The sequence below is a fragment of the Sporosarcina sp. OR05 genome, assembly GCF_041414805.1.
GTDB lineage: Bacteria > Bacillota > Bacilli > Bacillales_A > Planococcaceae > Sporosarcina > Sporosarcina saromensis.
The window spans coordinates 26,878-51,656 of sequence record NZ_JANKJL010000009.1 but is presented as its reverse complement, the minus strand read 5'-3'; the positions used below and the strand labels follow the sequence as shown (position 1 = coordinate 51,656).

The following is a 24,779-nucleotide window of genomic DNA, read 5'->3' as shown; positions in this document are numbered from 1 at the left end:
CCCTCCCTTAACTTCGACTTTGTGAGCGCGGATCGAGTACGTCACGTAACCAATCACCTAAAAAGATTATCCCTAGTACAGTTACAGTAATGGCTACGCCAGGAAAAGTCGCTAACCACCAACTTGTAGCAAGGTAATCACGCCCATCACTTAATATCCCTCCCCATGAGACTGTTGGAGGCTGGACGCCTAGCCCAAGAAAACTAAGTGACGCTTCTAAAATGATGGTTGTAGCAACACTTAATGTAGAAATTACGATGAAAGAAGAGATAACGTTAGGCAGTACGTGTCGACGGATAATTTTACTGTTTTTTACACCTAAAGAACGAGCCGCTCTGACAAATTCACGTTCTTTAATAGATAATGTCTCACCCCGCACGATTCGTGCATACCCAACCCAATTTGTAACGCCTAATACGATAATAAGGGTGGGAACGCTTGGTCCAAAAACGGCTAAGAAAACGAGTGCAAAAAGGATGTTCGGAATGGATAAAAATGAGTCGACAATACGCATTAAAATCGTATCTAACCAGCCACCGTAATAGCCTGCTGTCAAACCAACTATTACGCCAATGATTCCTGCTAAAATAACAGAAGCGATGCCAACTAACAACGAAACGCGGGAACCATATAAAATTCTACTTAGAATGTCTCTTCCAAGATTATCGGTTCCTAAAAAATATGCAGATTCTCCACCTTCCATCCAAGATGGCGGTTTAAGCATCATAGCAGGATTTATTTCCGCGGGGTCATGTGGAGCTAATACATTTGCAAATATAGCGATAAAAAAGACGAAAACAACGATTAGAAATCCAAGTGTACCTGTCTTGCTTTTCAGTAGCATCTTCGTCCATCGGTTAATAGCATTGGACTTCGATTGATTAATCGTATTAGCACTACCAGTAAGCGTAGGAGAATGAGAATTCGTAGACATGCAGTTGTTCCCTCCCTTTAGTTGTATTTAATTCGTGGATCTAGAATGCGATAAATGATATCGGCGAGTAAATTCATGGAAATGACGAGTATGGCAATTACGAATACACTTGCTTGAACGATCGCCATGTCACGTGTGTTAACTGCTTGTATTAGCAGCTGTCCTAAGCCAGGCCATGAAAATACAGTCTCGGTTATTAATGCACCTCCGACTAAAGTGGAAGTTTGAAGGGCTGTAATTGTTACAACCGGTATTAATGAATTTCGAAAAGCATGTTTATACACGACGAAAAAATCTCGTAAACCTTTACTTTTTGCTGTACGTACATAATCTTGACTTAAGATTTCAACCATATTTGATCGGATTAGCCGCGTCATTTCAGCTGCTATACCAGTTCCGAGCGTGAGAGCTGGTAATACCAGGTGGGCAAGGGTGCCTCTTCCTGAAACTGGGAACCATCCGAGTGTAACAGAGAATAACAAAATCAACATAATACCTAACCAAAAGTTAGGCATTGCTTTTCCAATAACAGCTCCGCCTGTTGCAAGTAAATCCATAGAAGTATTCTTTCGAGTAGCTGACCAAACACCAAGTGGAATAGCAATAATAATCGCGATAAACATTGAGGCTGCAGCTAGCTCTAAAGTTGCCGGTAATCTCTCTAAAACGAGTGGAAGTGCGTCAGTATTGTAGCGAAAGGAAGTTCCAAAATTACCTTGGACCAAATCGGCCATGTATTTTCCGTATTGAACAATGAAAGGTTTGTCCAACCCAAGCGCTATTGTTAGTTGTTCAATGTCCTCTTGACTCGCATCTTCTGGTAACATGAGAGCAACAGGATTTCCCGCAATAAAGACAAGCGAAAAAACAATAAATGAGATGATTATTAATACCGGAATGAATTCTAGTATTCTTTTAAGTAGGAACTTTGCCATAGAGACCTCCCTCGTTGAAGTAATCGAATTGTAAACGGTAGCATGAAAGGCCAGGGTTGACTCCCTGGCCCCTCACAGTTACATTATTTTCGTTTAATTTTTGGTACATAAATCATTTCGTCTTGAGATGGGTTAAAGTCAATTCGGTCACTTACACCTGTATTAATGGTTTCTTGGTAAAGTTGGACGTGTGGAACATCCTCAGCAGCAATCTCTTCTATTTTTTGAATTTGTTTTTCACGCTCATCGGGATTCATGTTAGAAGCTGATGCTTGTAATAAAGCTTCAATTTCATCGTTCTTATAATCTGTTTCACCAGTGAACCTTTCAGCTCTATACCAATCTACTGAATAAGCTCCGTCAAACATGGAGTTACCTAAGCCAAGCAAGTAAGCATCCTTGTTCTTTTTTGCTGTCCGCATTTCTACAAAGTTACTCCATTCCATAAATTCGATATTCACTTTAATGCCTACTTGTGAAAGCATCCCTGCAATCATCTCTGTAACTTCGGCATCTTGTAAGTAACGACCTTTAGGGGAGTGTAACGTCATCTCAAATCCATCAGGATAACCAGCTTCTGCAAGCAATTGCTTTGATTTTTCTAAATCGTAATTGTACGTGTCATAAAGGCTAGGATTATGACCGAAGTTACCAGGACCTACTCTTGTACGTGTAGGGATTCCGCCACCTTTAAGGGCATGTTCGGCGATAGAGCCATCATCAATTGCAAAGTCAATTGCTTGTCGCACTCTCACATCAGAAGTTGGGTATCCTTCTGTAGAACGTAAGATGAGCATGATCGTTCTATTGGATGTTTCTTTCTTCATGGAAGTCCCTTCATTCTTATCAACGCGATCCCAATCACTTGGAGGCACGTTTACTGCTATATCCACACCGCCAGTTAGAAGCTCTGATACACGAGTAGAATTTTCAGGTATTACACGGAATACCACTTCATCCCATTCATCTACTTTGCCTTCAAAGTACTCATCAAATGGAACGAGGACGATTCTGTCATCTCGGACCCACTCTTTAAATTGATAAGGTCCAGTACCTACAGGATTTGAAAGAAAATGTTCCCAACCGTTCTCTTCAATATAATTTTTCGGCAACATGCCAGATCCCAATCTTGATAATCTGTGAAATAGAGATGGTTCTGGAGCGTGCGTGATCACCTTAAATGTCTTTTCATCAACAATTTCTACCTCTTTAATTTGTTTATAGTTTGCGTATTCTTTTAATGTCTCGTCAGTTGCGACACGTTCAAGTGTAAACTTCACATCTTCTGAAGTTAAAGGATCTCCATTATGAAATTTCACGCCATCTTTAAGTGTCATTTGGACAGTTAGTTCATCTAATTGTTCAAACGTATCGACAAGTTCAGGTTGTATTTCATTGTTTGCATCTCGTTTAAAGAGATAGTTGAACATATTATCGTGAACTGCTTCTGTTGATGTATTGTTATGATTATGAATATCAAAGCTCACGATGTCCGATCCCATAGCGATTGTTAACGTGCGATTTTCTGCATCATCAGTGTTACCTGTTCCTTCAGATGATCCAGCCTTTTCCTCGTTACAAGCTGCCAATGCAAAAACAGCAAAAAGTGTAACTAGAAACAAACCAAATTTCTTCCTCATGCTTTTTCCCCCAATTCAACATGTAGTTTGGTGCATATTTATACCATTAATGTTAATTGAATTAACGGAAATACGCAATAACTTTTTGTTTTCACTCCTTTTAGACGGTTCTTACTCCTATTTGTGCATTATTTCCCTAAACTTAAAAGCCGCTCCTCTTAAAAAAGGACGCGGCTTTTTGATAACCTGTTGGGAAGTTAGATTAGTTGTGGAGAAGTGAGCAGGGGGTCTGTCCCTGTTCAATTAATTGATTTAGTAGAATTAGTGTGAGAAAGATTATCGAGATATGTTACGTGAGTGTGTTAATCTCGACGGCTTTGATGACTAACGGAGTACCTGCGGAAATGGTGCCAGTGACATTGTTGAAGGTAATCTCTGTTGCAGAGATCGTATAAGACGCCCCTTCTTGTAAGACACCATTGATATAGAAGTTGTAATAGCCATTTGTAACGACTGGGAATGCAGTAGCTGCCGTACCTGTGTCATCTTGGAAACTAGTTGCCGGGATGGTTGTCCCGTCTGCAACCGTTAAATCACTCGCTAACACGTTGAAGAATCGATCAGCAGAAGCTGCGACGTTGACGTGGATATTCATTAATGATAGTGCCATTTCGTTCACCTCCTTTCTTTTCTTTTACAGTACATGCAAGCGTGCTTGAACTTGTCAGGGCTGTCCAATCAATTGTAGGTTCATTTGATTAGCGATTACGTTGTTGTAAAGCCAACAGTTTCAATGATAATTGGCGTACCCTGGGCAATCGTTGTGTTATCAGGCATTATGGTCAAGGAGTTAGTATCTAATGTATACATATTTCCTTGCTGCATGACGCCATTCACGTACAAATTTACATAGCCGTTAGGGGAGAATAAAGTGAAAGAATTTACTTGGTTTCCTGCATCATCTGTAAAATTATTAGCGGACAATGTAGCGCCATTCGTCAAGTCGATCGTGGATTCGGCCACATAGAAATAGCGATTGACGATTGGTGTTACCGTAGAAGCGGGTGGACTTCCTCCGTTTTCTTCTTCGAGTGGAGGAAATGGTGGAAGTACATACGTATATCTTCTTTGTTGTCGATCGCAAGCTATGATGGTTTTGGATTGATCATCGCACCTGTACATCATGTATCACCTCCAATGTAGTAGCATATGCAATAAAAGTGCGAGTTCATTGGTCTTTCAGCTACGGTTTTATCCCCCCTAGAAAAAGGAAGTTACGATTTGTTAGAAACTTCTGTTGCACAATTCATTTACATGTAATAAAATACTTACATATGATACGTTTTGGTGATGGTGATCATTTATTACTTGTGCTAGAAGCATTGTCGAACCCGCATCGGCTGAAAATTATTGCCGTTTTGTCGGAGGGAAGGCAATATGTCAGTGAGCTGGCGAGGGCGTTGGAAATGAGTCGTCCGTTGTTGTACTTGCATCTTCAAAAGTTGGAGGAGGCGAACTTGGTTACAAGCAATTTGGAAATTCTGGAGAGTGGCAAGTCTGCAAAGTTTTACATGTTACATCCATTTCAGTTTGAAATGAGTGAGCGGCTCATTCGCGAGCTCGCACCGACATTGACGATGAAGAAAAAGAAGTAGAGGGGAAGTTGAAGATGCTAACAGAATTGTTTGTTTTTACAAGCTTATTTAGTTTTGTCTTACCGATACTCGCGATTATCATTGCGGTCGTTTTTATTGTGAAAACCGTGAAGAGATTTGAGAAGCGTGCGGATGAAAGACTTGCGATAGAACGCGAAAACAGCAATATGCTACAAGAGCGGTTGAAGGAGATGGATAACCGTTTGATTGATATTGAAAGATTGTTGAAGGAAGTAGAGTGAGGGAATGATAGAAAAAGACCCGATGCAACCAAGATGGATATTGGTTGCATCGGGTTGTTTACTCAATCGATTCAATTTCGGAAGTGACTTCAAATGGATTGTCTCCATCTTGAGCACTGTAGGATCGTTTAATTTCCCCAAAACCGATCGCGAAATAGCTCCTAGAGACGGCACCATCTTCAAACGTTTCTTCGAGTACGATGACTTGTTCAAACTGTTGCATCGGTGTTTCCACCGTTTCGTCAACTGAGACGACTGTCCATGAACCGATCTCATCTCCAACTTCCAAAGGGGAAATAAGATAGGGTCGAATGGATTTTAATTCTTTTATCTCCTCAATTGATACGGTTTCATTTTCAGTTTGTAACGGTTCTTCGCGCAATAAAACGATACGGTCATCATCAATCCGGTACGACTTAGCCAGCTCAACTCCTCCGTTATTTTCATACACATTGACATGTCGTTCATCGAGCCATTCCATGCGGGTTGTATAAGTGGCAAACTCATTCCCCTCACCATGAAAGTGTGCAGTTGCTCCATCTTCCAAGAAAAATGCCGCCATATCCGCTCCTTCAAGAATCGCTTCATGTGTAAATGAACCTTCTCTATCCACATCCTTAGTACCATCTTGCTCATCAGGAGGAGAATCGATCGGCGATTCCTCTTGTTTTTCATTACATCCAACAAGTACAATTAGCATGCTTAATAGGACAATCCATTTTTTCAATGCTTCCACCCACTTTCTTAGTCTTTTTATCAGTATGACCTATTGATGTATGCGTGATTGGTATAGAATATACTATTTTCTCAACGCACATGCAGCTCCATCTCATCATTTCCTAATTGGTGAAGTGCATGTAGCGCGACAGTGGCAAGAATGGCATTGAGCTTCCCGCGAATAGACTAAATCCGCATACATTATCAGAACGACGCATAATATCCTCGATCACGGCATATGTCATGAAAATGCAGCAAAAGTATTCATGAAGCGGCATATGAGCTGAAAATGCGGAAAAAGTAAATTACCTTTGGTAGAAAAATAGTTTCCACTTGTAATCCACTTGCCCATTGAAACTGTTTTGAAACTAATTTGGTATTACCATCGTAAATTAAGGGTAACTAGTTTTGTAGAACAGAATTGTATGAATTTTAATCGTATAAGTTTGCTATGTCAACGGAAGTTTCGTTTGCAGTCAAAAGAGGGAGTGGGTAGAATGGCTGGAGTTACAGGTTTAGGTGGGGTTTTTATTCAATTGAGCAGTGATGTGAAAAAACGTTTACAGTGGTATCATGATGTCCTCGGTGTGGACGTCAGTGCATACGGGGTTAATTTCCTGAAGCCAAATGAGTTCACGTTGTTAACATTTACAGATGCAGAGGAACAGTCTGTTATATTGAATTTTACGGTTGATCATTTGGAAGCGTTTGTTCATGATTTGAGGAAGAAAGACGTAAAGTTTTTAACGGAGATTGAAGAATTTGATTACGGAAAATTTGTTCGAATTGAAGATGTGGATGGGTATCCAGTGGAATTATGGGAACCGTATCATGAAAATTATGCGGAAATGGTGGAAACGGAAATACGAGCGTACGTCGCGGGACAACTACGGAAAAATGTTCGCGAAGATTGAATGGAATACTAGTTTAGTTTGTAAACGAATCAATTGTAAAAGGAATGCGCCGTTTTGGCTGGATATGCTGCGTTTGGAAGAGGAATGCTGCGTTTGGCCAAGATATGCTGTGTTTGGAAGAGGAATGCGGCGTTTTTGCTGGATATGCTGAGTTTGGCCGAGATATGCCGCGTTTGGAAAAGGAATGCTGCGTTTGGCCAAGATATGCTGTGTTTGGAAGAGGAATGCGGCATTTTTGCTGGAAATGCTGGGATTGGCCGAGATATGCCGTGTTTGGAAGAGAAATGCGGCATTCGGCCTGTGCTGTAGCTTATTTTTGTTGCAACAGAAATTGTTGACTGTTGCTAAAGAAGAGTCCGCGTGTGATTTCCATTTCGGGTTGTCCAGAAAGTACAGCTTCACTGTTCATCTTAAAAGTGACTGTAACAGTGGTCTTCATTCCCGGATTCAATCGCTCCTGATCAAAGTCGACGGTATCACTTGCATAGGTTTTATCTTGATTATGGATTTTGAATGAAGTGCTTGATACAGACAACGGTGTATTGCGTGTGTTCTCAATTGTAAAATGAAACGTTTGATCTTTTTCGGTATGCGATGAATCGAGCAATTGGATGGCCACATCATCAAATTGTAACACCTCAGATGTGAAGCCGTTTTGTTTATTGACGGGTAGTTTTGAAATGATGGACGAGCTTGGTTTCAGTGTTAAGAAAACGGCAATTGCAAGTGTAACAATTGCCCCAATGCCAAGTAATTTGATTCGCCAAGAAAGTTTTGTCATAAAGAGTACCTCCGAATGGTAGTTGCATGAACTCTAGTTCGTACAAGTCTGTAGGTGTGTAAGATGCCGACGTTCAATTACGAAAATTCATTTTTTATTTCGAGTGAGATTTGCGTGAGTCACCCATACGGCTTACCGCTCATGCTGGTGTCACTAGTCTAGCCAACTTGTCATTCGTACAACCTCATCATTCGTGATAAATCGTTAAGGAGGCGTCTATGAAGAAAATAGTAGGACTTATGGTAACCATTTTATTTCTTACAGGATGTGTTGACGAAGAAGCACAGGAGTTCATTGAGCAAGCTGAAACAATTGAAGCTGTCGAGGAATTAGTTGTTGGTGCGATGGAGCAGATAGGATTGAACGTTTCCATACAACAAATTGATTATGAACATCATGGGAAACAGATCGATACAAGTGTCATCGTTGTTGATTATCAAACGTTGCATGAACCGACGTATGTGGGAAGGGCGTTTGTAGACGTCGATATAGAAGCTAGCCCTCGTAAACTCGATGGGATCAACCGACTTGGGTTAGATGATCGTTACGGCAACTTTCCGATTGGCCGAGTCCTCATTGAACAATTAAAGCAAGCAGCTAACCAATCGCTCATTCCGAATGTAGAAAAAGTGAGCACATTGTATCCTGGGGTGACATGGGAAGAAGGGGAAGAAAAGATCGGTTTTAAGGGTGTTGATTATCAAAAAGACAAGCTCGATGAATTGTTAAAGTTGTACGGAGACGAGCAATTTGCCAATCCATCTGAAGAACAAGCGAAGCAATGGCTTGTGGAATTCGAACAACCGATGGATGATGAAGAGGAGCTAGTTACTTGGTTGTACTTGCAATACGATGGTGAAATGACAAACAGTAAATTTAAAGAAATCGTGCAGCACATTGCCAGCATTGACGCACTTCCGAAAGGGAATTATACGGTACGCATCATTGCTGATCGATACGATGAATCAGAAGAACCTCAATACAACGGACGTTCGGACGGCGAAGCTAGCAACGTCTTCATCGCATCTTTTTAAGGGGACAGGCACCGGAACAATTCTGAATTGTCCTGGTGCCTGTCCCCATTCAAAATTCTTTGTTCCAGAGGGGGGCGAACCATTTGACGCCTCGACGGTTCATTGGTAGGAGCTTCATGTCAGCGATAAGGTGGCTTGCATAGCCGGCAATTCCGGCAGCCAACATTCCGTCAATCGGCCACTGTTCATGCAAATGATGCAAAACGAATGCGAAAAACGCGAGACCAACGAGTGAGTGGGTATACGACCGATGTGGTAAAAACGAAGCGATGATCATGTAGCTACCTGCTAACATGATACCAATCGATTGGTGCAAGACGAATCCTACGAGCATAACGAGCAACCCGGTCATCGTTAACATCCACTTCTGCTTCAAAAATCTTGAAACAACGAAAAGTAGCATGGCGATACCGCCATACAACAAAATGTCAGGTGTCATCCCTGTTTGGAAAAAACGATAGGTAATTGCGATGAACAACAATGTCCCGATTGCGTGCATGAGCCATTTCGCCACTTGTTTAGAAAGGGTAATCCCGTTTCGTGCGAGCCCATTCGTATCTAAATCTGGGACGAGCGCAGAAATAGCGCCGATAGCTGAACAAAAGGAAACCGTCATGAAATCACTTTCTATTTGTAAGCCTGCGATTGCCCCGGCACCAACGCCGATTAACGCATGTGAACTTCCTTTCATGTGAAAACCTCTTTCGTCTGTGAAATCTAAGATGTTGTCCAATTATCGCTGATTCCAATGGATCATTGCAATGGGCTAATATTGTTACGAACAGAAGTAGGTAACATGTGCTAACATAATCTTCAAAGTAAAGATGTTCATTAGATGGAAATGTGTTACAATTAATGAATATTAATGATGATCATGGAGGAATGAAAATGAACAAACGGCTGAAGGCATTCGCAGCACTCGCACTTGCAAGTACAATCGTTGCAGCACCGATGTATACAGCTGACGCGGCACCTGTCAAATTCAAAAACTGTAAGGAACTGAACAAAACGTATGCAGGCGGGATCGCGAAAGACGCAAAAGTACGAAACAAAGGTGGCAAAACAAAATACACACCTACTGTTTCGTCGGAAATCTATAAAAATCATACAAAGCTTGACCGTGACAAAGACGGCATTGCGTGTGAACGCTAACAATCACCGAAACCGACAATGGAAAGCGGACTGCAATTTCATGTATCGATACAAAATCCGCGCGTGACGACTCTCGGGCTTAGTTGAATCGATTTCCCGTTCCAACCGATGCATGAACTCCCGGTCGCACGCACAACGCGATCTGCCCGAAAGATAACATTCGTCGTGCGCCTTACACGCAGCATCCACACGATTTACAGGCGCACCCGGTCCACTACACCCCGGCCCACACCAGTTATAACCGGGAAACACACAAAACCGCGGTCGCCGAAAACCTCTCCGTTGCATGGCAAAAACCTCCTGAAAAAAGTCTTTACTCTACCTTATGCAACGAGTGGCCATGCAGCTGTACAGATGCATACGCCAACAAAAAAAGAAGTCCAACCGAACGAACCGGCGGACTTCCTTTTCATTTTATTAAAACCCTTTTTTTTGAATCGCGCCCTAAAGTTTTCTTTATTGTACAACTTCTCGCAAAATCAGGAAGATCATAAAGCAAGTTGCAAGGTCATGCTTTCTAACAGCGAGTTCTCCTACAAAACTTTACTTAATCATTCATCAACTTCAACGCTTTCATTTCCTCAGTCACATCGAGAATCATACTCGCAACCATCCGATCCTCGATGCGAGGCATCACATGAATATGTGCATCCAATGCATGAGCAGTCTTGCTTAACACATCCGCATTCGCTGAGCGATCCATCAATAAAGTAAGTCTCGAAGAAACAACTTCCACATTCGATTCCGTAATGCCGTTTCGTACAATCCACCCATACAATTCATAGAGTGTACACGCAATTCTTCGTTGATGTTTTAACCAGGTTATGCCTTCTTCTGAATGGTTTTCTTGATTGTTCAGTTTCAAACGGTCTTCAATCATCGTTGTAATGAGCAACAAGTTTTTAATGCCGTGTTCATTGCCTTTCCGATGCACTTTGTCATGTACTTCTTTCAGCATTTCATGGATCGTATCTTCATACATCGATTGCAAATCACGATTGGCATCCTCCAGTTTGTATGGCAAGATGAATTTGTTAATAAGCAAAGCGAGAGCGACTCCTGAAATGACGAGTAAAATCCGGTTCAACGTCAAGATTTCTGTTGTCCCGGTGACGAGCGCTGCTGCACCAATTGCCGAGAATGTCACGAGAATCGTACTGTAGCGATACACTTTAATGTAATTCATCAAATAACCCGCAGTCATGATCAAGATCGAACGCATGACATCTCCTTGGAAGAGCATGAAGAATCCCGTAACAAGAATTGCACCGATAATGGTAGCAAATATCCGGTCACGCATTTTCTGGCGAGATTGCTCATAAAGCGGAATGATGACCGATAACACCGTAAACATCATCCAGCGACCTTCATGGATTTCAAAAAAGTCGACGATGAATCCACTAAGTGTAATCCCAACAGCCATTCGAACAGCATACGACAATTTAATGGAGTTCGTATGACTGGGTGCTGTAGAAATCGTCATCTTTTGGAACTTTTTCGGTATCTGTTCCAAGTTTTTTACGACGTTTGTCTGTTTTTTGCTTAGGTCTTGGATATCAGCAAGGCTACTTCTTAAAAAGTCGACATTGTTCAACATGCGCAAGACGATAAGCGAGTGATTATGCTCCTCTTTATACTTCGCTAACATACTTGAATAGTACGTATCGAATTTGTCGACTGCATTCTTATCTTGAACTGCTTCGCTCGCCAACTGCAAGCATTGATGCACGTCTTCCAAAATAACCGCTTGCGCTTCGTCTTTTGAGAGGGTGTCGAGTAACATATTCATCTTTTCTAAAGCGGCCGAAATGTTTAACTTTAAACGTCCTTCTTCCGTCAAATAGTAGTTCTCTTCGCGCTTGTCATAAATAATACTTCGTAAGCCCGCGATATCCTCTACAATTTTTTCATCAACTTTAACGTGATCTTCACCTTTTTTCAGTAAATCAATCTTGTCAATTAACGATGTACAAATTGCTTTGATTTTCTTATCTCCGCTTTTCGTTATTTTGTTTTTATTCGCAAGCATTTGAATGCCAATGATCGCCAACGCCCCAACTACGAGGGCAGCGATACGCGTCGGCATTAAATCCAACGGGACAGGGGACGCTAAAATAAACAAATATTGTAACGAAAAGGGTAAATAAAGAGGGTTCTTCAAGTTGAAAAGTAACGAATAACTCACGACAAACATGACGATAAAATGAATGGGAATGGCTAACCAAACGTTAAATCCCGCAAGAAACGCTCCAATCCCGATGAACAAATTCAGCACAATAAATTTCAACGTATTGCCAACTGGACGGCTCGTTAAATCGCGTTCCAGCAACATGAGCATTGCAGTAATCGTTGAGACACCGATAAGGATATTCTCATTCCCAAAAATCGCTCCAAAGCCCATAATGAATCCGACAATCAAAACAAATAAAACTGTATTTGTAATAATTGTTTTTTTGTTCACAGTAAACTCCTCACTTCGTGTTAATAAAAATGTCTTCATTCGTAAGAAAGTCGACGCATAATTATCGATTATCTTCTAAGTTGCGAAAAGAAGTTTAACATCAAATTAATTTCCGGTAAAACAATTTGAAGAGAAAAGTAGTGAAAAGTCTTGGAGAAGTGACAGCTTTGTTGCAAGAGGAAATCGAATCCTTCAGATGAAGCATTCCCTGCAAAACCTTGTTTAATCGATATGACGGTTGGGCGAAAGTAATAAAAAGGATGTAAATGCTTATCACTTTAAAAAGACGCGGCAACGGGCAGTGCTTCTGAAATGCCAATTTTAAAGCGAAAGAGAAAAGGCTTGATTTGTCAAAACCCATTCGGCGCGACAATGCGTGAGAATCGTAGGTAGCAAACCGCGAAATGAAGCAAACTTCTGCGAACGAGGCGTAGTTTCAGGGAACACCGCATACTTCTTCAGAACGCGGCATATCTCCTTGAAACGCGGCAAACTCCTGCAAAACGCGGCATAACTCCTCGGAAAGGCGCATACTTCTGCAGATATCGGCATATCACTCGGGAACGCCGCAAACTCAGAAGATAAAAGAAAAAAGCTTTAATATGTAAAAACACATTTAGCGCGACTATGCTTAGTCTCATATCCCAGTCACCCGCGATAGAATGTACCGTAAACGAATTGCTGCGAAAAAACCATAAAAAAAACGAGTGGCATTCAAGTTATTGGTACTTGGATGCCACTCGTTTGCGGATATATAAATTATTTTTGCGGAGCAATCAACGATAGATTAACAACACAGTGTCGCGATTCCACTAAGCTTGCAACGAAGTTTCTTTCTCTGATTTGTCGACGACGGCAGCACCGACGATGTCTCCGACGACGTTTGAGGCAGTTCCACCCATGCCGATGATGGCGTCAACGCCTGCAATGAGTGCAACAATTTCAAGCGGCAAGCCGAACATTGTCAACACCGCAGACAATGTGACGAGTCCGGCCGCTGGCACGCCGGCAGTCCCAATCGATAGTAATGTGCCGATGAGGACGATGACGAAAAGATCAGATGCAGAGAGTTGTAGGCTTGTAATGTTGGCCGCAAACACAATCGAAATTCCCATCCGCAATGCGCCGCCATCTGAATTGAAAATTGCACCAAGTGGCAATGCGAAATTCGCTGTCTTCTCTGAGATGCCTGCATTTTTGGCAGCTTTGATGGCAATCGGTAAGGATGCAATACTGCTTGATGTGAAAAATGCGGTTGTATACGCTTCTTTCGTCCGACGGAAAAAATGGATAACGGGTGTGCCTGAAAAACGGAGAAAGCCTGTGTAAACGAATACCCACAATAGAACGATCCCTAAATAAAATACACCTGTAAAAGTCAACAGTGATTTGAACGTTTCCCATCCTTGACTTCCGAAAGCAACTGCGCTGATGGCAAACACGCCGATTGGTGCGTATAAGAGAATGCCATTCAACAGTTTGTAGAACAAATCATTCAGAGCGACGACGACTTGGTCAAGCAGCTCTGCATTTCGTTGCATCCGTTGATCCGTCGAAAACTTCATGGAGGACATCGCCATCCCGATGATGACGGCTAAAAAGATGATGGCCATCAGGTCACCGCTTGCAAATGCTTGGAACAAGTTATCCGGAACCATTTGTAAAAGGATGTCTGAGAAATGAGGTGTTTCTTTCGGCTCTACCGTTACATCTGGCAAACGTAAAGATTGACCGGGTTTGAAGAAAAGAGCTAAGCCGACGCCGATTCCAACAGCTGCAGCAGTCGTTGCTGCGTAATATAAAATCAGTTTCCATCCCATACGGCCAAGCTGGGCAATGCTCATTTGGTCAACTGCCTTAACGACCGTGAGGAAGACGACTGGGATGGCTACGAGGCTAAGTAAGTTGATGAGTAAGGTACCAAATGGTTTTAGTACTTGCATCTGCTGTCCAAAAAGTAGCCCTGCTGCAATACCGATAAGGAAGCCGATGGTCATTTTTAACGCAAAGGGCGTCTTCCGATATCCATTCCAAATTTGCTTCAACATGAATTCTATTTCCACCTATTCTTTATCATTTTATAAAAGTGTATATCTAATAAAGTGTACTCTCTTACTGACGGTTCAGTCAATTCCCCTGCTTGTATTTTGGTGCCAGGCCCCGACAAGATTCTGAATTGTTCGGGTGCCTGTCCCTTGGTAAATTCTGAATAGTGCGCCACAAAAGAGCTGTTTATATTTTTTTGAAAAATATCGGAGGAGGTGTTGGAAAATATGCTACGATGAAAAGAGTTTTAGAGGAAAAAGGAGTATGCATCATGACTGTTCGTACATACATAAATAAGCATCGTTTTTGGGTGTTGGTGTTAATTGTTTCGATTTCAGGTTTTTCACAAGGGATGTTATTGCCGCTTATTTCGACAATTTTTGAGCGGGATGGTGTGTCGAGTGCGTTGAATGGACTAAATGCGACTGCACTGTATATTGGGACGTTGCTTGTTTCGCCTATTATGGAAGCACCATTACGGCGTTTTGGTTATAAACCGACGATTATTGCAGGTGGAATTTTTGTGATTGCAGCACTTTTGTCGTTCCCGCTTTGGAAGAGTATTGTATTCTGGTTTGTGCTGCGATTGATGATTGGAATTGGAGATCATGCGTTGCATTTTTCCACGCAAACTTGGGTGACGAGTACTTCATCAAAAGAACGATTAGGTCGTAATATTTCCATATACGGTTTGTCGGTAGGCGTCGGTTTCGCTGTAGGTCCATTGTTCGTTCCACTTGTTGATATATATGAAGGGTTGCCGTTCATCGTATCAGCTTGTTTAAGTTTTTTGGCATGGTCACTTGTCTTCTTTTTAGATAACGATCATCCTGAAGTGATGGCGGGGGATGTGGTGCAAGGACGTTTCATCTCGAGAGCGAAAGCAACGGTTGCGGTTGCTTGGATTGCCTTCCTTGGCCCGTTCGGCTATGGATTTCTTGAGTCTTCATTGAATTCCATGTTTCCGGTTTATGCATTGCGAATTGATATACCGTTGGCGATGGTGTCCTTGATCATTCCCGCATTTGCTGCAGGCGGAATTATTACGCAAATCCCTTTAGGTATTCTTTCGGATAAGATTGGAAGAAAACCCGTCATGTTGCTTGCGCTCGGCGGTTCGAGTCTGGCTTTTGGCGGCTCTGCGTTAATGGGAAGTAATGCTGTTGGTATTTTAATCATGTTCTTTATCGGGGGCATGTTTGCAGGTTCAATTTTCTCTTTAGGAATTTCATATATGTCTGATTTGACACCAAAGTCTTTGTTGCCAACGGGGAACTTGTTATGTGGCATTTTCTTCAGTATCGGTAGCTTGACGGGCCCTATTTTAGGAGGCTATTTTCTTGAAATGCAAAAAGGGATTAGCTATCTTTTTCTCTTTTCGCTATTTTTAGGTGTCTTGTTCATTGCAACGTGGCTAGGGAAGAATCCAAAACGTCTCGTGAAAAGCTGAATACAGCACGAAGTAGGGGTGTTCATTCAAACTCATCAATAGAGGCATGAAAAGCTTGTATTGGCGCATAGTAGCTGTAGGAGGTGAACATCTTTGGAGAATAAAAATAACAACCAAACGATGAACGAGCGTACGCACAATCCTTTTGATACGTATCAAAGTAAAGATAAGGATGATACGAACAGCAACAATAACAATCCTTTTGATAACCGAAATGAAGAGTTTTCAACCGAGTTCGACGCAAAGATGAAAAACAAAAACAATAAAACGAATCACGACAAATCGCAAACTTCAAACCGTAAGAAAAAATAACTGCAAATGCCCTCCTTGTTTGGGGGCTTTTTTGGTACTGGCTGCTGAATCAATTCAGAATTGTTTTGGTGCCTGTCCCCCGAACAATTCATAATTATTCGGGGGACAGGCACTGGTTGAATTCTAAATCATTAGGAAGTTTATGATTTTTTGTAAATGGGTAGATGTTGTTAATTGCTAGAAGATCTGATGAGAGTGAAGTGATTTGAATGCGTATGGGGAATTGCCCATTTTCGGTAACGGCTGTAGAGGCTGTAGATACGATTGAGCAGGTGGCGGATGTGCATGTTGGTTATCGGCGTGCGCATGCGAAAGGCGTTGCGTATGATGCGATGTTTCAACCAAGTGATGCGATTGCTAAGTATACGACTGCCCCTCACTTTCAGACGCAACCGGTACAAGCAATTGTTCGTTTTTCACATAGCTCACCTTCTCCTCATTCACCCGAATTGCTCAATCCGATAAAAGGGATGGCCGTACGCTTTATGTTAGAGAATGGCGGATTTACAAATCTGACGATGGCCAATATCCCTGTTTTTGTTACAAAAACCCCCGAAGCCTTTGTGCAGTTGTTACAAGTGTTTGCGAAGGATACATTGTCATTCAAAGAGAAGCTCAACGCTTTACGAGATTCACCGGAATTTCACACGATCCCAAAGCTGCTTTCCTCCCTAAAACCCGTTAGAAGTTTTGCGCTAGAATCGTACCATTCTTTGCATGCGTATTATTTGGTGAATACACATGACGAAAAAGTCGCTGTTCGATTCAAGTGGGAGCCTGTACAGAGCGAAACAGCACAATTGTCCAATTCAACTGATTTGGAAACGGAGTTGGAACAAAGAATGGAAAAGGAGCAAGTGAAGTTTCGCTTGATGGTGCAATTCGCGGAAGGAACAGACCTTATCAATGATCCAAGCACCCCTTGGCCCGAAGATCGAAAAAATGTCGCAGGTGGTGTTTTAACATTGAGTCGCAGACGGGAAGACGGTGCAGAAGACTACCAATTTGACCCGACTGTCTTACCAAAAGGGGTGGAATGTACGGATGATCCAGTTTTACATTTCCGATCACAAGCATACGAAGAATCTGCAAACCGTAGACAACGTGAACGTGACCTGGACAAAATGAATGGAAACTTAGAAATGTAAAAGACTTTCCGAGTGAATTGGAAGGTCTTTTATTTTTGGTTTTTTATACTGATAATTCAGAATTGAATTGGTGCCTGTCCCCGGAAAAATTCTGAATTGAGTGGGGGACTGGCACTAGAAAAACTGGCACTAGAAAAATAAATAGTAATTGTTACGCTTTAGTTCTCATTGTATGATTGATATATTCATATTTATGAGGGGAGATGCGTACAATTGGGTGTTCCGGTGTATGTGATTGGTGGGTTTTTAGGGAGTGGAAAGACGACGGTTTTACAGAATATGATTGCGATGTGCAAATCCAGGAATTTGCGCCCTGTCATTCTATTAAATGAAATTGGCCAAAAGAACGTTGAAAGAGAATTGTTTGGCGATGAGGAAGTCGTGGAGTTGTTGGATGGCTGTATTTGTTGCACCATTCAGGATGATTTGCGTGACACGTTGAATGGTTTAATGGAGAAGAAAGAGCTGTTCGATATTGTATTAATTGAGGGGACAGGTGTGGCAAATCCGATGGACATTCAAGAGGTGCTTGTTTCGTCCGCCATATGTCAACATTTCGACTTACTATCGGTGATTACCGTTGTGGATGCGAGTCGTTATTTGGACTATCAAAGTGTTTTTTCCAGTTCATCGGACGTAAGAAGACTGTTACAGGAACAAATCATGTGTGGCAGTTTGCTCGTTGTGAATAAGGTGGATGCTCTTTCAACAGCGGAGTTGAGGAAAGTACGGAAGAAGCTTGATAAAGTAGTCGCTTCGCATCAAGAACTAGTAGCATGCTCATTTGGGAATGTTGATGAACAGACATTGTATCAAAGACGAATTGACAGAGCGCTATTTGAAAACGGTGAGCAAGTTCGAACGCACAAACCACATCGTCACTCCTTCGTACAAGTCATTTGTTTGGAAGATTTTCCTGCATTGGATCAGCGTGCGTTTGAAAATTGGATGAAGCAGCTACCTGAAAGTGTTTTACGGAGCAAAGGCTATTGTCGATTCCAACATTCGGATCGTGTAGTCAGTTTCCAATACGCATCAAAAAAATTAACTTATCGGGAACTTGAAGAGAATCGAGCGTTATCCACAATCGTACTGATTGGAATTGAACTAAACATTGAACAAATCAAGGACCAATTTGAAGCGTTAGCGGGGGTGAATTGTTGATTGGTCATCGAATGAAGAATGGAATTGGATTGTCGGCATTCGGTATTCTTCTCATCGTTCTATTATTTGTCGGAATCCCTTACATCCAGTTTGAAATCCCGAAAAGCATATTGTTGCTCAATACAATGTTTCTAAGCATTATTTTAGAAGCATTCCCTTTTATTCTCATAGGGGTATTTGCTTCTGCCGTCATCCAGACATTCGTTTCGGAGGACATGGTTAGAAGGTTTATTCCAAAAAATCCGCTTCTCGCCATTGTTCCTGCAACAATTGTCAGTGTGCTGTTGCCCGTGTGCGAATGCGCAATTATTTTAGTCGTGCGCCGACTGTTGAGGAAAGGGCTCCCATTACATGTAGGCATCATTTTTCTAGTTGGAGCACCGATATTGAATCCAATTGTGTTCGCTTCAACGTATTACGCATTTCAGTCGGAGCCTTCGATGGCATATGCGCGAATGGGACTAGCCTTTTTGTTGGCGATTATTATCGGACTCGTCATGTATGTTCTTTTTAAAAATACCTCTCAATTGAAGCATTCGACGGAGGACTTGGTGACGGCAACTGAACAACAGACTGAGCTAACAGGAAAGCGGAAATGGAAAACCGTCTTTTATCATGCTAGTGACGAGTTTTTCGATGTCGGGAAGTATGTAATTTTTGGAACAATTGTTGCAAGTGCATTCCAAACGTATTTCAATCGCGATCTGTTAGTGACTGTGAGCGAGAATGACATCGTTGCACCACTTGTGATGATGGCATTCGGCTTTGTGTTATCCATTTGTTCGGAGGCCGATGCGTTTATTGCATCCTCGTTTTCCCATACGTTTTCAACAGGTTCGCTGCTGGCGTTTCTACTATACGGTCCGATGTTAGATTTAAAAAACGCCATTATCCTGTTTGCGTATTTTAAGTCGAAATTCGTAGTCGTTTTTATGGGCGTGATTACGGTGGCTGTATTTGCAATCGTTTTAGTATACCAAAGCGTCATTTTGTGAGGTGTGAATGAATGAAAGAACATCCGAGCGATGAAAGAGGGCATGTGTTATTTAGATCCATTATCTACTTTGGATTTTTCCTGTTATTGTTCCAGTTAATGATGTCAGGGACAATTCGTTATTACATTGCGCCGAAGATGATGCCGTTCATGTATTTTTTACTAGCAGCTTTACTCATTTTAGGTATTGTTCAGTTAGTAAGAAGTACGTCTGACAAGGAAGAAGATTTGTATTGTGACTGTGGATTTATTCATCAACAATCGAAATCCATTGTGCAGACAATCATCGTCTATGCGTTATTTGTCATTCCGATTTTGACGGGATTATGGTTCCCAACAGTTGTGCTCGACAGTTCGATCGTGGCTAAGCGGGGAGTGAATTACGGTGCAAGTCCTCCTATAACGACTGATGTAGCAGGTACCGATGTCGGTGAGGATGAGTCCAGCGTTGAGGGAGATGATTTACTTGTGCAAGACCGTCAAGCACTTTTGGCGGAGGAAATGGATAATAAACGACTCGGTACATTAAAGCAGGAGCTGCTGAATAGCGACAAAATCGTCATCGATGATGAACGCTACAATGATATTATGCTCATCATTCATGAAGACCTTGAACCTTTCATTGGGAAAGAAATCGAATTGGTAGGCTTTGTGTACAAAGACGATCAGACTACAGAAAACGAATTTCTCATCGCCCGTTTCGGCATCACCTGTTGTGTGGCAGATGCGTTTGTCTACGGCATCCGTTCTTCGTCAGACGCTGTCGCCAAACTCAATGAAGATGATTGGGTCCGTGCAACTGGAACGCTATCCACCTACCAATTAGATGACTGGACCTTACCCTTCATCCAAATCACTCAACTCGAACAAATTGACCAACCTGCCAATCCGTATATTTACAATGAGTAAAGATGATTTTTGTCTGAGTATTCATAATTCTGTTGGTGCCTGTCCCCCAAATAATTACGAATTGTTTGGGGGAACAGGCACCATTTTTTTAGTTCTTTTGAAGGAGTAAAGCCATCGACAAGGTGTTGTAGTAGGTACCGTTGATAAGGGTGTCTTTTTTTAGGATTCCTTCCGTTTCAAATCCGAGTTTTTTGTAAAGTTGGATGGCAGTTTCGTTATCTTCTCGTGTTAAGAGGGTGATTTTTTCAGTGACGCCGTTTGTGCGTGCCCATTCAATGAGTTCATTCATCATTTTTTTCCCTAAACCGAGGCCGGTGTGGGTTTCGCGGATGACAATCCCTAATGTTCCAACATGTTGCACACGTTTTTTCAAAGGGGAGTCGATTGTTGCGATGGAGATAATCTCATCGTTTGCGATTGCGAGGTACATGATGGAACCTTGCAACTGTTGTGTCTTTTGGATGGTCGTTTGAAAGGCTGCGACATCTGTCGTAAATTCATCTTTGCCAAATGAAAGAAAATCAGTTTCTCCGCCTACTAGGTTGTAAAAATCAATTATTTGCTGTGCATCGTTTGGCAAGGCTTCTCTTATAAAGACTTTCTCACCATTTTTTAATAGGAATGTTTCCATCATGATCACTTCTTTCGTTTAGATATCTGTTACTAATGCATTAAACTATACTGGCATTCTCGGTAGTTAAGCATACATGATGAAAGTAGATTTGTGTAGATGCTGAATGCTGATGTTGCATTGAGGAGGGCAATGATGTATTCTTTAAATAGTAATCATTACGATTTAAAGAAAGAGAGTGTGGAGAAAGACGATGAAAACTAAGAAAATACCGGTGACTGTGTTAAGTGGCTACCTTGGTGCAGGCAAGACGACTTTGTTGAATCATTTATTGGCCAATCGAGAAAACTTGCGAATTGCTGTCATTGTGAATGATATGAGTGAAATTAATATTGATGCGAAGTTGTTGGAGAACAACGGTTTTTCCCGTACTGAGGAAAAGCTTGTTGAGTTGTCAAATGGGTGTATTTGTTGCACGCTGCGTGAGGACTTGATCATAGAAGTAGAGAAGTTAGTGAGACAAGGTGAAATTGACTATATTGTTATTGAATCTACGGGCATTTCTGAACCGATTCCGGTTGCGCAGACGTTTACTTACATTGATGAAGAACTCGGCATTGATTTAACAGAGATTTGTACACTGGATACGATGGTGACTGTTGTTGATGCGTATCGTTTCTGGCAGGATTATGAAAGTGGTGAAACGCTTTTAGAGCGTCAGCAAACAGATGACCCGAACGATCAGCGTGACATCTCGGACTTACTAATGGACCAGTTGGAGTTCGCAAATATTGTGGTTGTCAATAAAATTGATCTCGTTGAAAAGGAATATGAAGAGGCATTTGTTGCATTTCTTCGCAAAGTCAATCCGGATGCTGAAATCATCCTCACTACGTTTGGAAAAGTAGCGCCATCTAAACTATTGAATCGACAATTATTTGATTTTGAAAAATCGAGCGAAGGCGCGGGATGGATAAAAGAATTGAACGAAGAGCATGTGCCGGAGACGGATGAGTATGGTGTTACGTCATTTGTCTACAGAAGAAGACGACCTTTTCATCCTGCTAGGTGGCATGCGTGGTTAACAGCATTTCCTCAAGAAGTCGTTCGAGCGAAAGGATTTTTCTGGCTTGCGTCACGGAATGATTGGTCAGGAATATTCTCACAAGCGGGTTCTTCACTCGTCTTTCAAGCTGCCGGCCAATGGGTCGCTGCATTGCCGAAAGAAGAACAGGAAGCAATTTTTCAAGAGGATCCTCATTTGTTGAAACGATGGGATGCTACATATGGCGATCGACTAAACGAGCTTGTCTTCATTGGGCTGGACATGGACCAATCAGAAATTGAAGACAGTTTGGATAAGTGTTTACTGACCGATGAGGAAATGACTTTGGATTGGTCTACTTTTAAAGACGACTTGCCGAAGTTTTAAGTGAAGTGAGACTACAAAAGTTAGCGGTGTCCCAGGTATTGTCGATCCGACGTGCATCGTGATAGGTGGCGGTGTGTTCAATAACCATCCAGCTTTAGTGGAAGCCGTTCGACTTGAATTACGACAGTACTTAAATCATCCGCTATTAGAAGGAAAAGAGAAGCGAATTGAAGCAAGCATTTATAAAGGTAACGCTGGTTTGCAAGGTGCTTTTGCAAGATGTCGATGAATAAATAAACAAGAAAACCCTCATTCCTACAGCGGATGAGGGTTTTCTTGTACTTTGTTCGATGAATAGATCCTATCTGAATCTCATTTCAGTCTCTTTATTAAAGAAATGTGCACGGTCCATATCAACCGCTAATGAGACTTGTTGTCCTTGTTGCAATGGCGTATCTGCTCCTAAACGTGCGACGAACGATTGAGATCCGATTGACGAATAGACCATAAGCTCTGCGCCAGTTAGTTCTGCCACGTCCACATGCACATCTATTTTTGCATCCACTAAGTCGTTGAGCATTTCAGGTTTGTCATATATATGTTCAGGTCTTACGCCAAGGATAACGGATGATCCGAGTGCGTTGTTTTCTTTTAAAATTGTGAGTTTGTTATCAGGAATTTTAAGTGCAGTTTGATCCATTACAAAGTATCCATCGATCACTTGTCCTTCGAAGAAATTCATTGCAGGGGATCCAATAAATCCTCCGACGAATACATTCTCGGGATTTTCATACACTTGTTTCGGTGTTCCGATTTGTTGAATAAAACCGTCCTTCATTACGACCAGCCTTGTAGCCATTGTCATCGCTTCTGTTTGGTCGTGTGTCACATAGACCGTTGTGGTCTTCAAACGTTGATGTAACTTTGTGATTTCTGCGCGCATTTGAACGCGTAATTTAGCGTCCAGATTTGATAGCGGTTCATCCATTAGAAAAAGACCTGCATCCCGGACAATCGCTCGACCAAGTGCGACCCGTTGTCGTTGTCCCCCAGACAACGCTTTCGGCTTCCTAGTTAAGTAGTCTTCCAACCCTAATATACTTGCTGCATTTTTAACACGTTGATCGATTTCTGCTTTAGAAAACTTCCGTAATTTCAAGCCAAATGCCATATTATCATAGACCGTCATATGCGGGTAAAGAGCATAGTTTTGAAATACCATGGCAATATCTCGGTCTTTAGGTGGAACATCATTCATTACTTTTCCATTAATGCGTAACTGACCATCTGAAATTTCTTCCAATCCAGCAATCATACGTAATGTTGTTGATTTTCCACAGCCTGAAGGTCCTACAAGAACGATGAATTCCTGATCTTCCACTTGTAAATTGAAATCGGAAACAGCTACCGCATCATCACTATACTTTTTGAATACATTCTCTAGTACTAATTCTCCCATCATCTTCACCCCTTGTATGTACTACTTATAAGGATACAGATGTTAGGGATAACAAGGTATGTACAAGTTGCACAAATCATCTTTGAAAAAATTGTGCAAGCGTTGCTTATTTGCTAAAACGTAAATGTGCGATGTAGGCTACGAGCGCGCCATTAAAACTACGAGCAGATATGCCTGTTAGCTCCTGAAATTTCGTTAACCGATAGTTTAATGTATTTCGGTGGATGTGTAACTTTTCTGCTGTAATCGAACCGTTGAATCCATTTTCAAAGAAACTACAAACTGTATGTAATAATTCTAAGTCATTTCGGATGGGAACAATAATTTCTTGATGCATTGCATGCTCCATGGTGGGCGTTATTGCACGTTCTAAAAACAATGGAAAGATTGATTCCATTGTAAAAATCCGTTTTGTTGGCATTTCAGAAATTCCCTCCCTAAACCAATTGCCTTCCTGTTGATAATAAGCAGGGTACGCTGAATCTGCACATTGAAACTTCCCTATGTATATCCTCGTCTTACAATAAAAGTCACTTTCTAATACAGCTGCAAATGAATTGAAATCGTCATCACAATACGAGTGTATAGTCTTACGCTCAATTAACAATACATGTCTTTCAGACGAAAAGATAATGATCATTTGTTCATCAAAAAATGCTTGCATTGCTTCTTTTAAATCGACTTCAAGGGAGTCATTTGCTTCTAGTGACAACTGGATGATACGAATTTGATCTTCGTTTGATAGGAGAGAAGGACCGTCCCCTTCTAAATAGTACAACCAATTTTCTTCTGTATGAGTAAGTGAGGTTGAAGAATAAGTTTCCTCGGTTAATAGTGTAGAGAGTAAAAGATAGTCACGCGCTGAAACGTCTTTCTTATGTATACTTATCCAAGTATCCGTATTGTCATTGAAGAATACATAGTCATCTGAGTTGCATAGTGGTTTTTG

27 protein-coding genes are annotated in these 24,779 nt (G+C 41.6%); 13 read left to right on the top strand and 14 right to left on the bottom strand.

Annotation, left to right across the window (positions count from 1 at the left end; genetic code table 11):
• Positions 1-7: 7 nt before the first annotated feature.
• From NRI27_RS13105 to NRI27_RS13085, 5 genes are all read right to left on the bottom strand, one after another.
• Complete coding sequence (locus tag NRI27_RS13105) at positions 8-934, bottom strand: ABC transporter permease (RefSeq protein ID WP_371391095.1); 927 nt, start codon at positions 932-934, stop codon at positions 8-10.
• A 17-nt stretch (positions 935-951) separates the two neighbouring features.
• On the bottom strand, positions 952-1,869 hold the full coding sequence (locus NRI27_RS13100; protein WP_371391094.1) for an ABC transporter permease: 918 nt from the start codon (positions 1,867-1,869) through the stop codon (positions 952-954).
• 83 nt (positions 1,870-1,952) lie between these two features.
• A complete protein-coding gene (locus NRI27_RS13095) occupies positions 1,953-3,509 on the bottom strand; it encodes an ABC transporter substrate-binding protein (protein WP_371391093.1) in 1,557 nt (518 codons plus the stop codon).
• A gap of 289 nt (positions 3,510-3,798) precedes the next feature.
• Positions 3,799-4,119 (bottom strand): DUF4183 domain-containing protein, encoded by a 321-nt coding sequence (locus NRI27_RS13090; RefSeq protein ID WP_371391092.1) that lies wholly within the window; start codon positions 4,117-4,119, stop codon positions 3,799-3,801.
• Between the two features lie 95 nt (positions 4,120-4,214).
• A complete protein-coding gene (locus tag NRI27_RS13085; protein ID WP_371391091.1) occupies positions 4,215-4,631 on the bottom strand; it encodes a DUF4183 domain-containing protein in 417 nt (138 codons plus the stop codon).
• Positions 4,632-4,783: 152 nt separating this feature from the next.
• Between NRI27_RS13085 and NRI27_RS13080 the strand changes: the two genes are divergently transcribed.
• Complete coding sequence (locus tag NRI27_RS13080; RefSeq protein ID WP_317943046.1) at positions 4,784-5,104, top strand: ArsR/SmtB family transcription factor; 321 nt, start codon at positions 4,784-4,786, stop codon at positions 5,102-5,104.
• A gap of 14 nt (positions 5,105-5,118) precedes the next feature.
• Entirely contained in the window at positions 5,119-5,346 is a 228-nt protein-coding gene (locus NRI27_RS13075) for a hypothetical protein (RefSeq protein ID WP_317943044.1), read from the top strand.
• Between the two features lie 58 nt (positions 5,347-5,404).
• Here NRI27_RS13075 and NRI27_RS13070 read toward each other — a convergent pair whose 3' ends face one another.
• On the bottom strand, positions 5,405-6,073 hold the full coding sequence (locus NRI27_RS13070; RefSeq protein ID WP_371391090.1) for a hypothetical protein: 669 nt from the start codon (positions 6,071-6,073) through the stop codon (positions 5,405-5,407).
• 487 nt (positions 6,074-6,560) lie between these two features.
• Between NRI27_RS13070 and NRI27_RS13065 the strand changes: the two genes are divergently transcribed.
• Complete coding sequence (locus NRI27_RS13065) at positions 6,561-6,977, top strand: VOC family protein (RefSeq protein ID WP_317943040.1); 417 nt, start codon at positions 6,561-6,563, stop codon at positions 6,975-6,977.
• Positions 6,978-7,287: 310 nt separating this feature from the next.
• On the opposite strand, the gene NRI27_RS13060 is transcribed toward NRI27_RS13065, so the two are convergent.
• Positions 7,288-7,758, bottom strand: coding sequence for a DUF4352 domain-containing protein (locus NRI27_RS13060; RefSeq protein WP_371391088.1), 471 nt, complete (start codon positions 7,756-7,758; stop codon positions 7,288-7,290).
• A gap of 218 nt (positions 7,759-7,976) precedes the next feature.
• On the opposite strand from NRI27_RS13060, the gene NRI27_RS13055 reads away from it, so the two are divergent.
• Positions 7,977-8,792 carry a hypothetical protein gene (locus tag NRI27_RS13055; RefSeq protein WP_371391087.1) on the top strand — a complete coding sequence of 272 codons (816 nt, stop codon included), beginning with the start codon at positions 7,977-7,979 and terminating at the stop codon, positions 8,790-8,792.
• 49 nt (positions 8,793-8,841) lie between these two features.
• Here the strand turns inward: NRI27_RS13055 and NRI27_RS13050 are convergent, their stop codons facing one another.
• On the bottom strand, positions 8,842-9,483 hold the full coding sequence (locus NRI27_RS13050) for a metal-dependent hydrolase (RefSeq protein WP_371391086.1): 642 nt from the start codon (positions 9,481-9,483) through the stop codon (positions 8,842-8,844).
• Between the two features lie 197 nt (positions 9,484-9,680).
• Here NRI27_RS13050 and NRI27_RS13045 point away from each other — a divergent pair, with 197 nt between their 5' ends.
• On the top strand, positions 9,681-9,944 hold the full coding sequence (locus NRI27_RS13045) for an excalibur calcium-binding domain-containing protein (protein ID WP_371391085.1): 264 nt from the start codon (positions 9,681-9,683) through the stop codon (positions 9,942-9,944).
• Between the two features lie 3 nt (positions 9,945-9,947).
• Here NRI27_RS13045 and NRI27_RS13040 read toward each other — a convergent pair whose 3' ends face one another.
• The 3 genes from NRI27_RS13040 to NRI27_RS13030 form a co-directional block, all read right to left on the bottom strand.
• Positions 9,948-10,232: a phospholipase gene (locus NRI27_RS13040; RefSeq protein WP_371391084.1), complete on the bottom strand. Its 285-nt coding sequence runs from the start codon at positions 10,230-10,232 to the stop codon at positions 9,948-9,950.
• Between the two features lie 259 nt (positions 10,233-10,491).
• The gene (locus tag NRI27_RS13035) at positions 10,492-12,405 is read right to left on the bottom strand and encodes an FUSC family protein (RefSeq protein WP_371391083.1); all 1,914 of its coding nucleotides are present in this window, start codon (positions 12,403-12,405) and stop codon (positions 10,492-10,494) included.
• Positions 12,406-13,217: 812 nt separating this feature from the next.
• The gene (locus tag NRI27_RS13030; protein WP_317943030.1) at positions 13,218-14,453 is read right to left on the bottom strand and encodes a dicarboxylate/amino acid:cation symporter; all 1,236 of its coding nucleotides are present in this window, start codon (positions 14,451-14,453) and stop codon (positions 13,218-13,220) included.
• 269 nt (positions 14,454-14,722) lie between these two features.
• On the opposite strand from NRI27_RS13030, the gene NRI27_RS13025 reads away from it, so the two are divergent.
• The 6 genes from NRI27_RS13025 (at position 14,723) to NRI27_RS13000 (ending at position 20,428) form a co-directional block, all read left to right on the top strand.
• Positions 14,723-15,901: an MFS transporter gene (locus tag NRI27_RS13025; RefSeq protein ID WP_371391082.1), complete on the top strand. Its 1,179-nt coding sequence runs from the start codon at positions 14,723-14,725 to the stop codon at positions 15,899-15,901.
• A gap of 93 nt (positions 15,902-15,994) precedes the next feature.
• Positions 15,995-16,213: a hypothetical protein gene (locus NRI27_RS13020; protein WP_371391081.1), complete on the top strand. Its 219-nt coding sequence runs from the start codon at positions 15,995-15,997 to the stop codon at positions 16,211-16,213.
• A 209-nt stretch (positions 16,214-16,422) separates the two neighbouring features.
• Positions 16,423-17,361, top strand: a complete 939-nt coding sequence (locus NRI27_RS13015; RefSeq protein WP_371391080.1) for a catalase — start codon at positions 16,423-16,425, stop codon at positions 17,359-17,361.
• 213 nt (positions 17,362-17,574) lie between these two features.
• The gene (locus NRI27_RS13010) at positions 17,575-18,525 is read left to right on the top strand and encodes a CobW family GTP-binding protein (RefSeq protein ID WP_371391079.1); all 951 of its coding nucleotides are present in this window, start codon (positions 17,575-17,577) and stop codon (positions 18,523-18,525) included.
• Positions 18,526-18,536: 11 nt separating this feature from the next.
• A complete protein-coding gene (locus NRI27_RS13005; RefSeq protein WP_371391166.1) occupies positions 18,537-19,520 on the top strand; it encodes a permease in 984 nt (327 codons plus the stop codon).
• An 11-nt stretch (positions 19,521-19,531) separates the two neighbouring features.
• Positions 19,532-20,428 (top strand): TIGR03943 family putative permease subunit, encoded by an 897-nt coding sequence (locus tag NRI27_RS13000; RefSeq protein ID WP_371391078.1) that lies wholly within the window; start codon positions 19,532-19,534, stop codon positions 20,426-20,428.
• Positions 20,429-20,516: 88 nt separating this feature from the next.
• Here the strand turns inward: NRI27_RS13000 and NRI27_RS12995 are convergent, their stop codons facing one another.
• Positions 20,517-21,059, bottom strand: a complete 543-nt coding sequence (locus NRI27_RS12995; protein ID WP_371391076.1) for a GNAT family N-acetyltransferase — start codon at positions 21,057-21,059, stop codon at positions 20,517-20,519.
• Positions 21,060-21,252: 193 nt separating this feature from the next.
• Here NRI27_RS12995 and NRI27_RS12990 point away from each other — a divergent pair, with 193 nt between their 5' ends.
• Entirely contained in the window at positions 21,253-22,431 is a 1,179-nt protein-coding gene (locus NRI27_RS12990; protein WP_371391075.1) for a GTP-binding protein, read from the top strand.
• A gap of 37 nt (positions 22,432-22,468) precedes the next feature.
• Positions 22,469-22,660, top strand: coding sequence for an ROK family protein (locus NRI27_RS12985; protein ID WP_371391165.1), 192 nt, complete (start codon positions 22,469-22,471; stop codon positions 22,658-22,660).
• 72 nt (positions 22,661-22,732) lie between these two features.
• On the opposite strand, the gene NRI27_RS12980 is transcribed toward NRI27_RS12985, so the two are convergent.
• Together NRI27_RS12980 and NRI27_RS12975 are read right to left on the bottom strand one after the other, a co-directional pair.
• Positions 22,733-23,830: an ABC transporter ATP-binding protein gene (locus NRI27_RS12980; RefSeq protein ID WP_371391074.1), complete on the bottom strand. Its 1,098-nt coding sequence runs from the start codon at positions 23,828-23,830 to the stop codon at positions 22,733-22,735.
• A 106-nt stretch (positions 23,831-23,936) separates the two neighbouring features.
• Entirely contained in the window at positions 23,937-24,608 is a 672-nt protein-coding gene (locus NRI27_RS12975; protein WP_371391073.1) for a PucR family transcriptional regulator, read from the bottom strand.
• Positions 24,609-24,779 lie beyond the last annotated feature (171 nt).

Coding starts and splice junctions, on each gene's coding strand:
- NRI27_RS12995 (WP_371391076.1), bottom strand. CDS start 21,059: ATGGAAACATTCCTATTAAAAAATGGTGAGAAAGTCTTTATAAGAGAA.
- NRI27_RS13105 (WP_371391095.1), bottom strand. CDS start 934: ATGTCTACGAATTCTCATTCTCCTACGCTTACTGGTAGTGCTAATACG.
- NRI27_RS13030 (WP_317943030.1), bottom strand. CDS start 14,453: ATGTTGAAGCAAATTTGGAATGGATATCGGAAGACGCCCTTTGCGTTA.
- NRI27_RS13015 (WP_371391080.1), top strand. CDS start 16,423: ATGCGTATGGGGAATTGCCCATTTTCGGTAACGGCTGTAGAGGCTGTA.
- NRI27_RS13005 (WP_371391166.1), top strand. CDS start 18,537: ATGAAGAATGGAATTGGATTGTCGGCATTCGGTATTCTTCTCATCGTT.
- NRI27_RS13095 (WP_371391093.1), bottom strand. CDS start 3,509: ATGAGGAAGAAATTTGGTTTGTTTCTAGTTACACTTTTTGCTGTTTTT.
- NRI27_RS13080 (WP_317943046.1), top strand. CDS start 4,784: ATGATACGTTTTGGTGATGGTGATCATTTATTACTTGTGCTAGAAGCA.
- NRI27_RS13050 (WP_371391086.1), bottom strand. CDS start 9,483: ATGAAAGGAAGTTCACATGCGTTAATCGGCGTTGGTGCCGGGGCAATC.
- NRI27_RS13025 (WP_371391082.1), top strand. CDS start 14,723: ATGACTGTTCGTACATACATAAATAAGCATCGTTTTTGGGTGTTGGTG.
- NRI27_RS13060 (WP_371391088.1), bottom strand. CDS start 7,758: ATGACAAAACTTTCTTGGCGAATCAAATTACTTGGCATTGGGGCAATT.
- NRI27_RS13045 (WP_371391085.1), top strand. CDS start 9,681: ATGAACAAACGGCTGAAGGCATTCGCAGCACTCGCACTTGCAAGTACA.
- NRI27_RS12980 (WP_371391074.1), bottom strand. CDS start 23,830: ATGGGAGAATTAGTACTAGAGAATGTATTCAAAAAGTATAGTGATGAT.
- NRI27_RS13040 (WP_371391084.1), bottom strand. CDS start 10,232: ATGCAACGGAGAGGTTTTCGGCGACCGCGGTTTTGTGTGTTTCCCGGT.
- NRI27_RS12990 (WP_371391075.1), top strand. CDS start 21,253: ATGAAAACTAAGAAAATACCGGTGACTGTGTTAAGTGGCTACCTTGGT.
- NRI27_RS13000 (WP_371391078.1), top strand. CDS start 19,532: ATGAAAGAACATCCGAGCGATGAAAGAGGGCATGTGTTATTTAGATCC.
- NRI27_RS13055 (WP_371391087.1), top strand. CDS start 7,977: ATGAAGAAAATAGTAGGACTTATGGTAACCATTTTATTTCTTACAGGA.
- NRI27_RS13075 (WP_317943044.1), top strand. CDS start 5,119: ATGCTAACAGAATTGTTTGTTTTTACAAGCTTATTTAGTTTTGTCTTA.
- NRI27_RS13090 (WP_371391092.1), bottom strand. CDS start 4,119: ATGGCACTATCATTAATGAATATCCACGTCAACGTCGCAGCTTCTGCT.
- NRI27_RS13065 (WP_317943040.1), top strand. CDS start 6,561: ATGGCTGGAGTTACAGGTTTAGGTGGGGTTTTTATTCAATTGAGCAGT.
- NRI27_RS13100 (WP_371391094.1), bottom strand. CDS start 1,869: ATGGCAAAGTTCCTACTTAAAAGAATACTAGAATTCATTCCGGTATTA.
- NRI27_RS13085 (WP_371391091.1), bottom strand. CDS start 4,631: ATGTACAGGTGCGATGATCAATCCAAAACCATCATAGCTTGCGATCGA.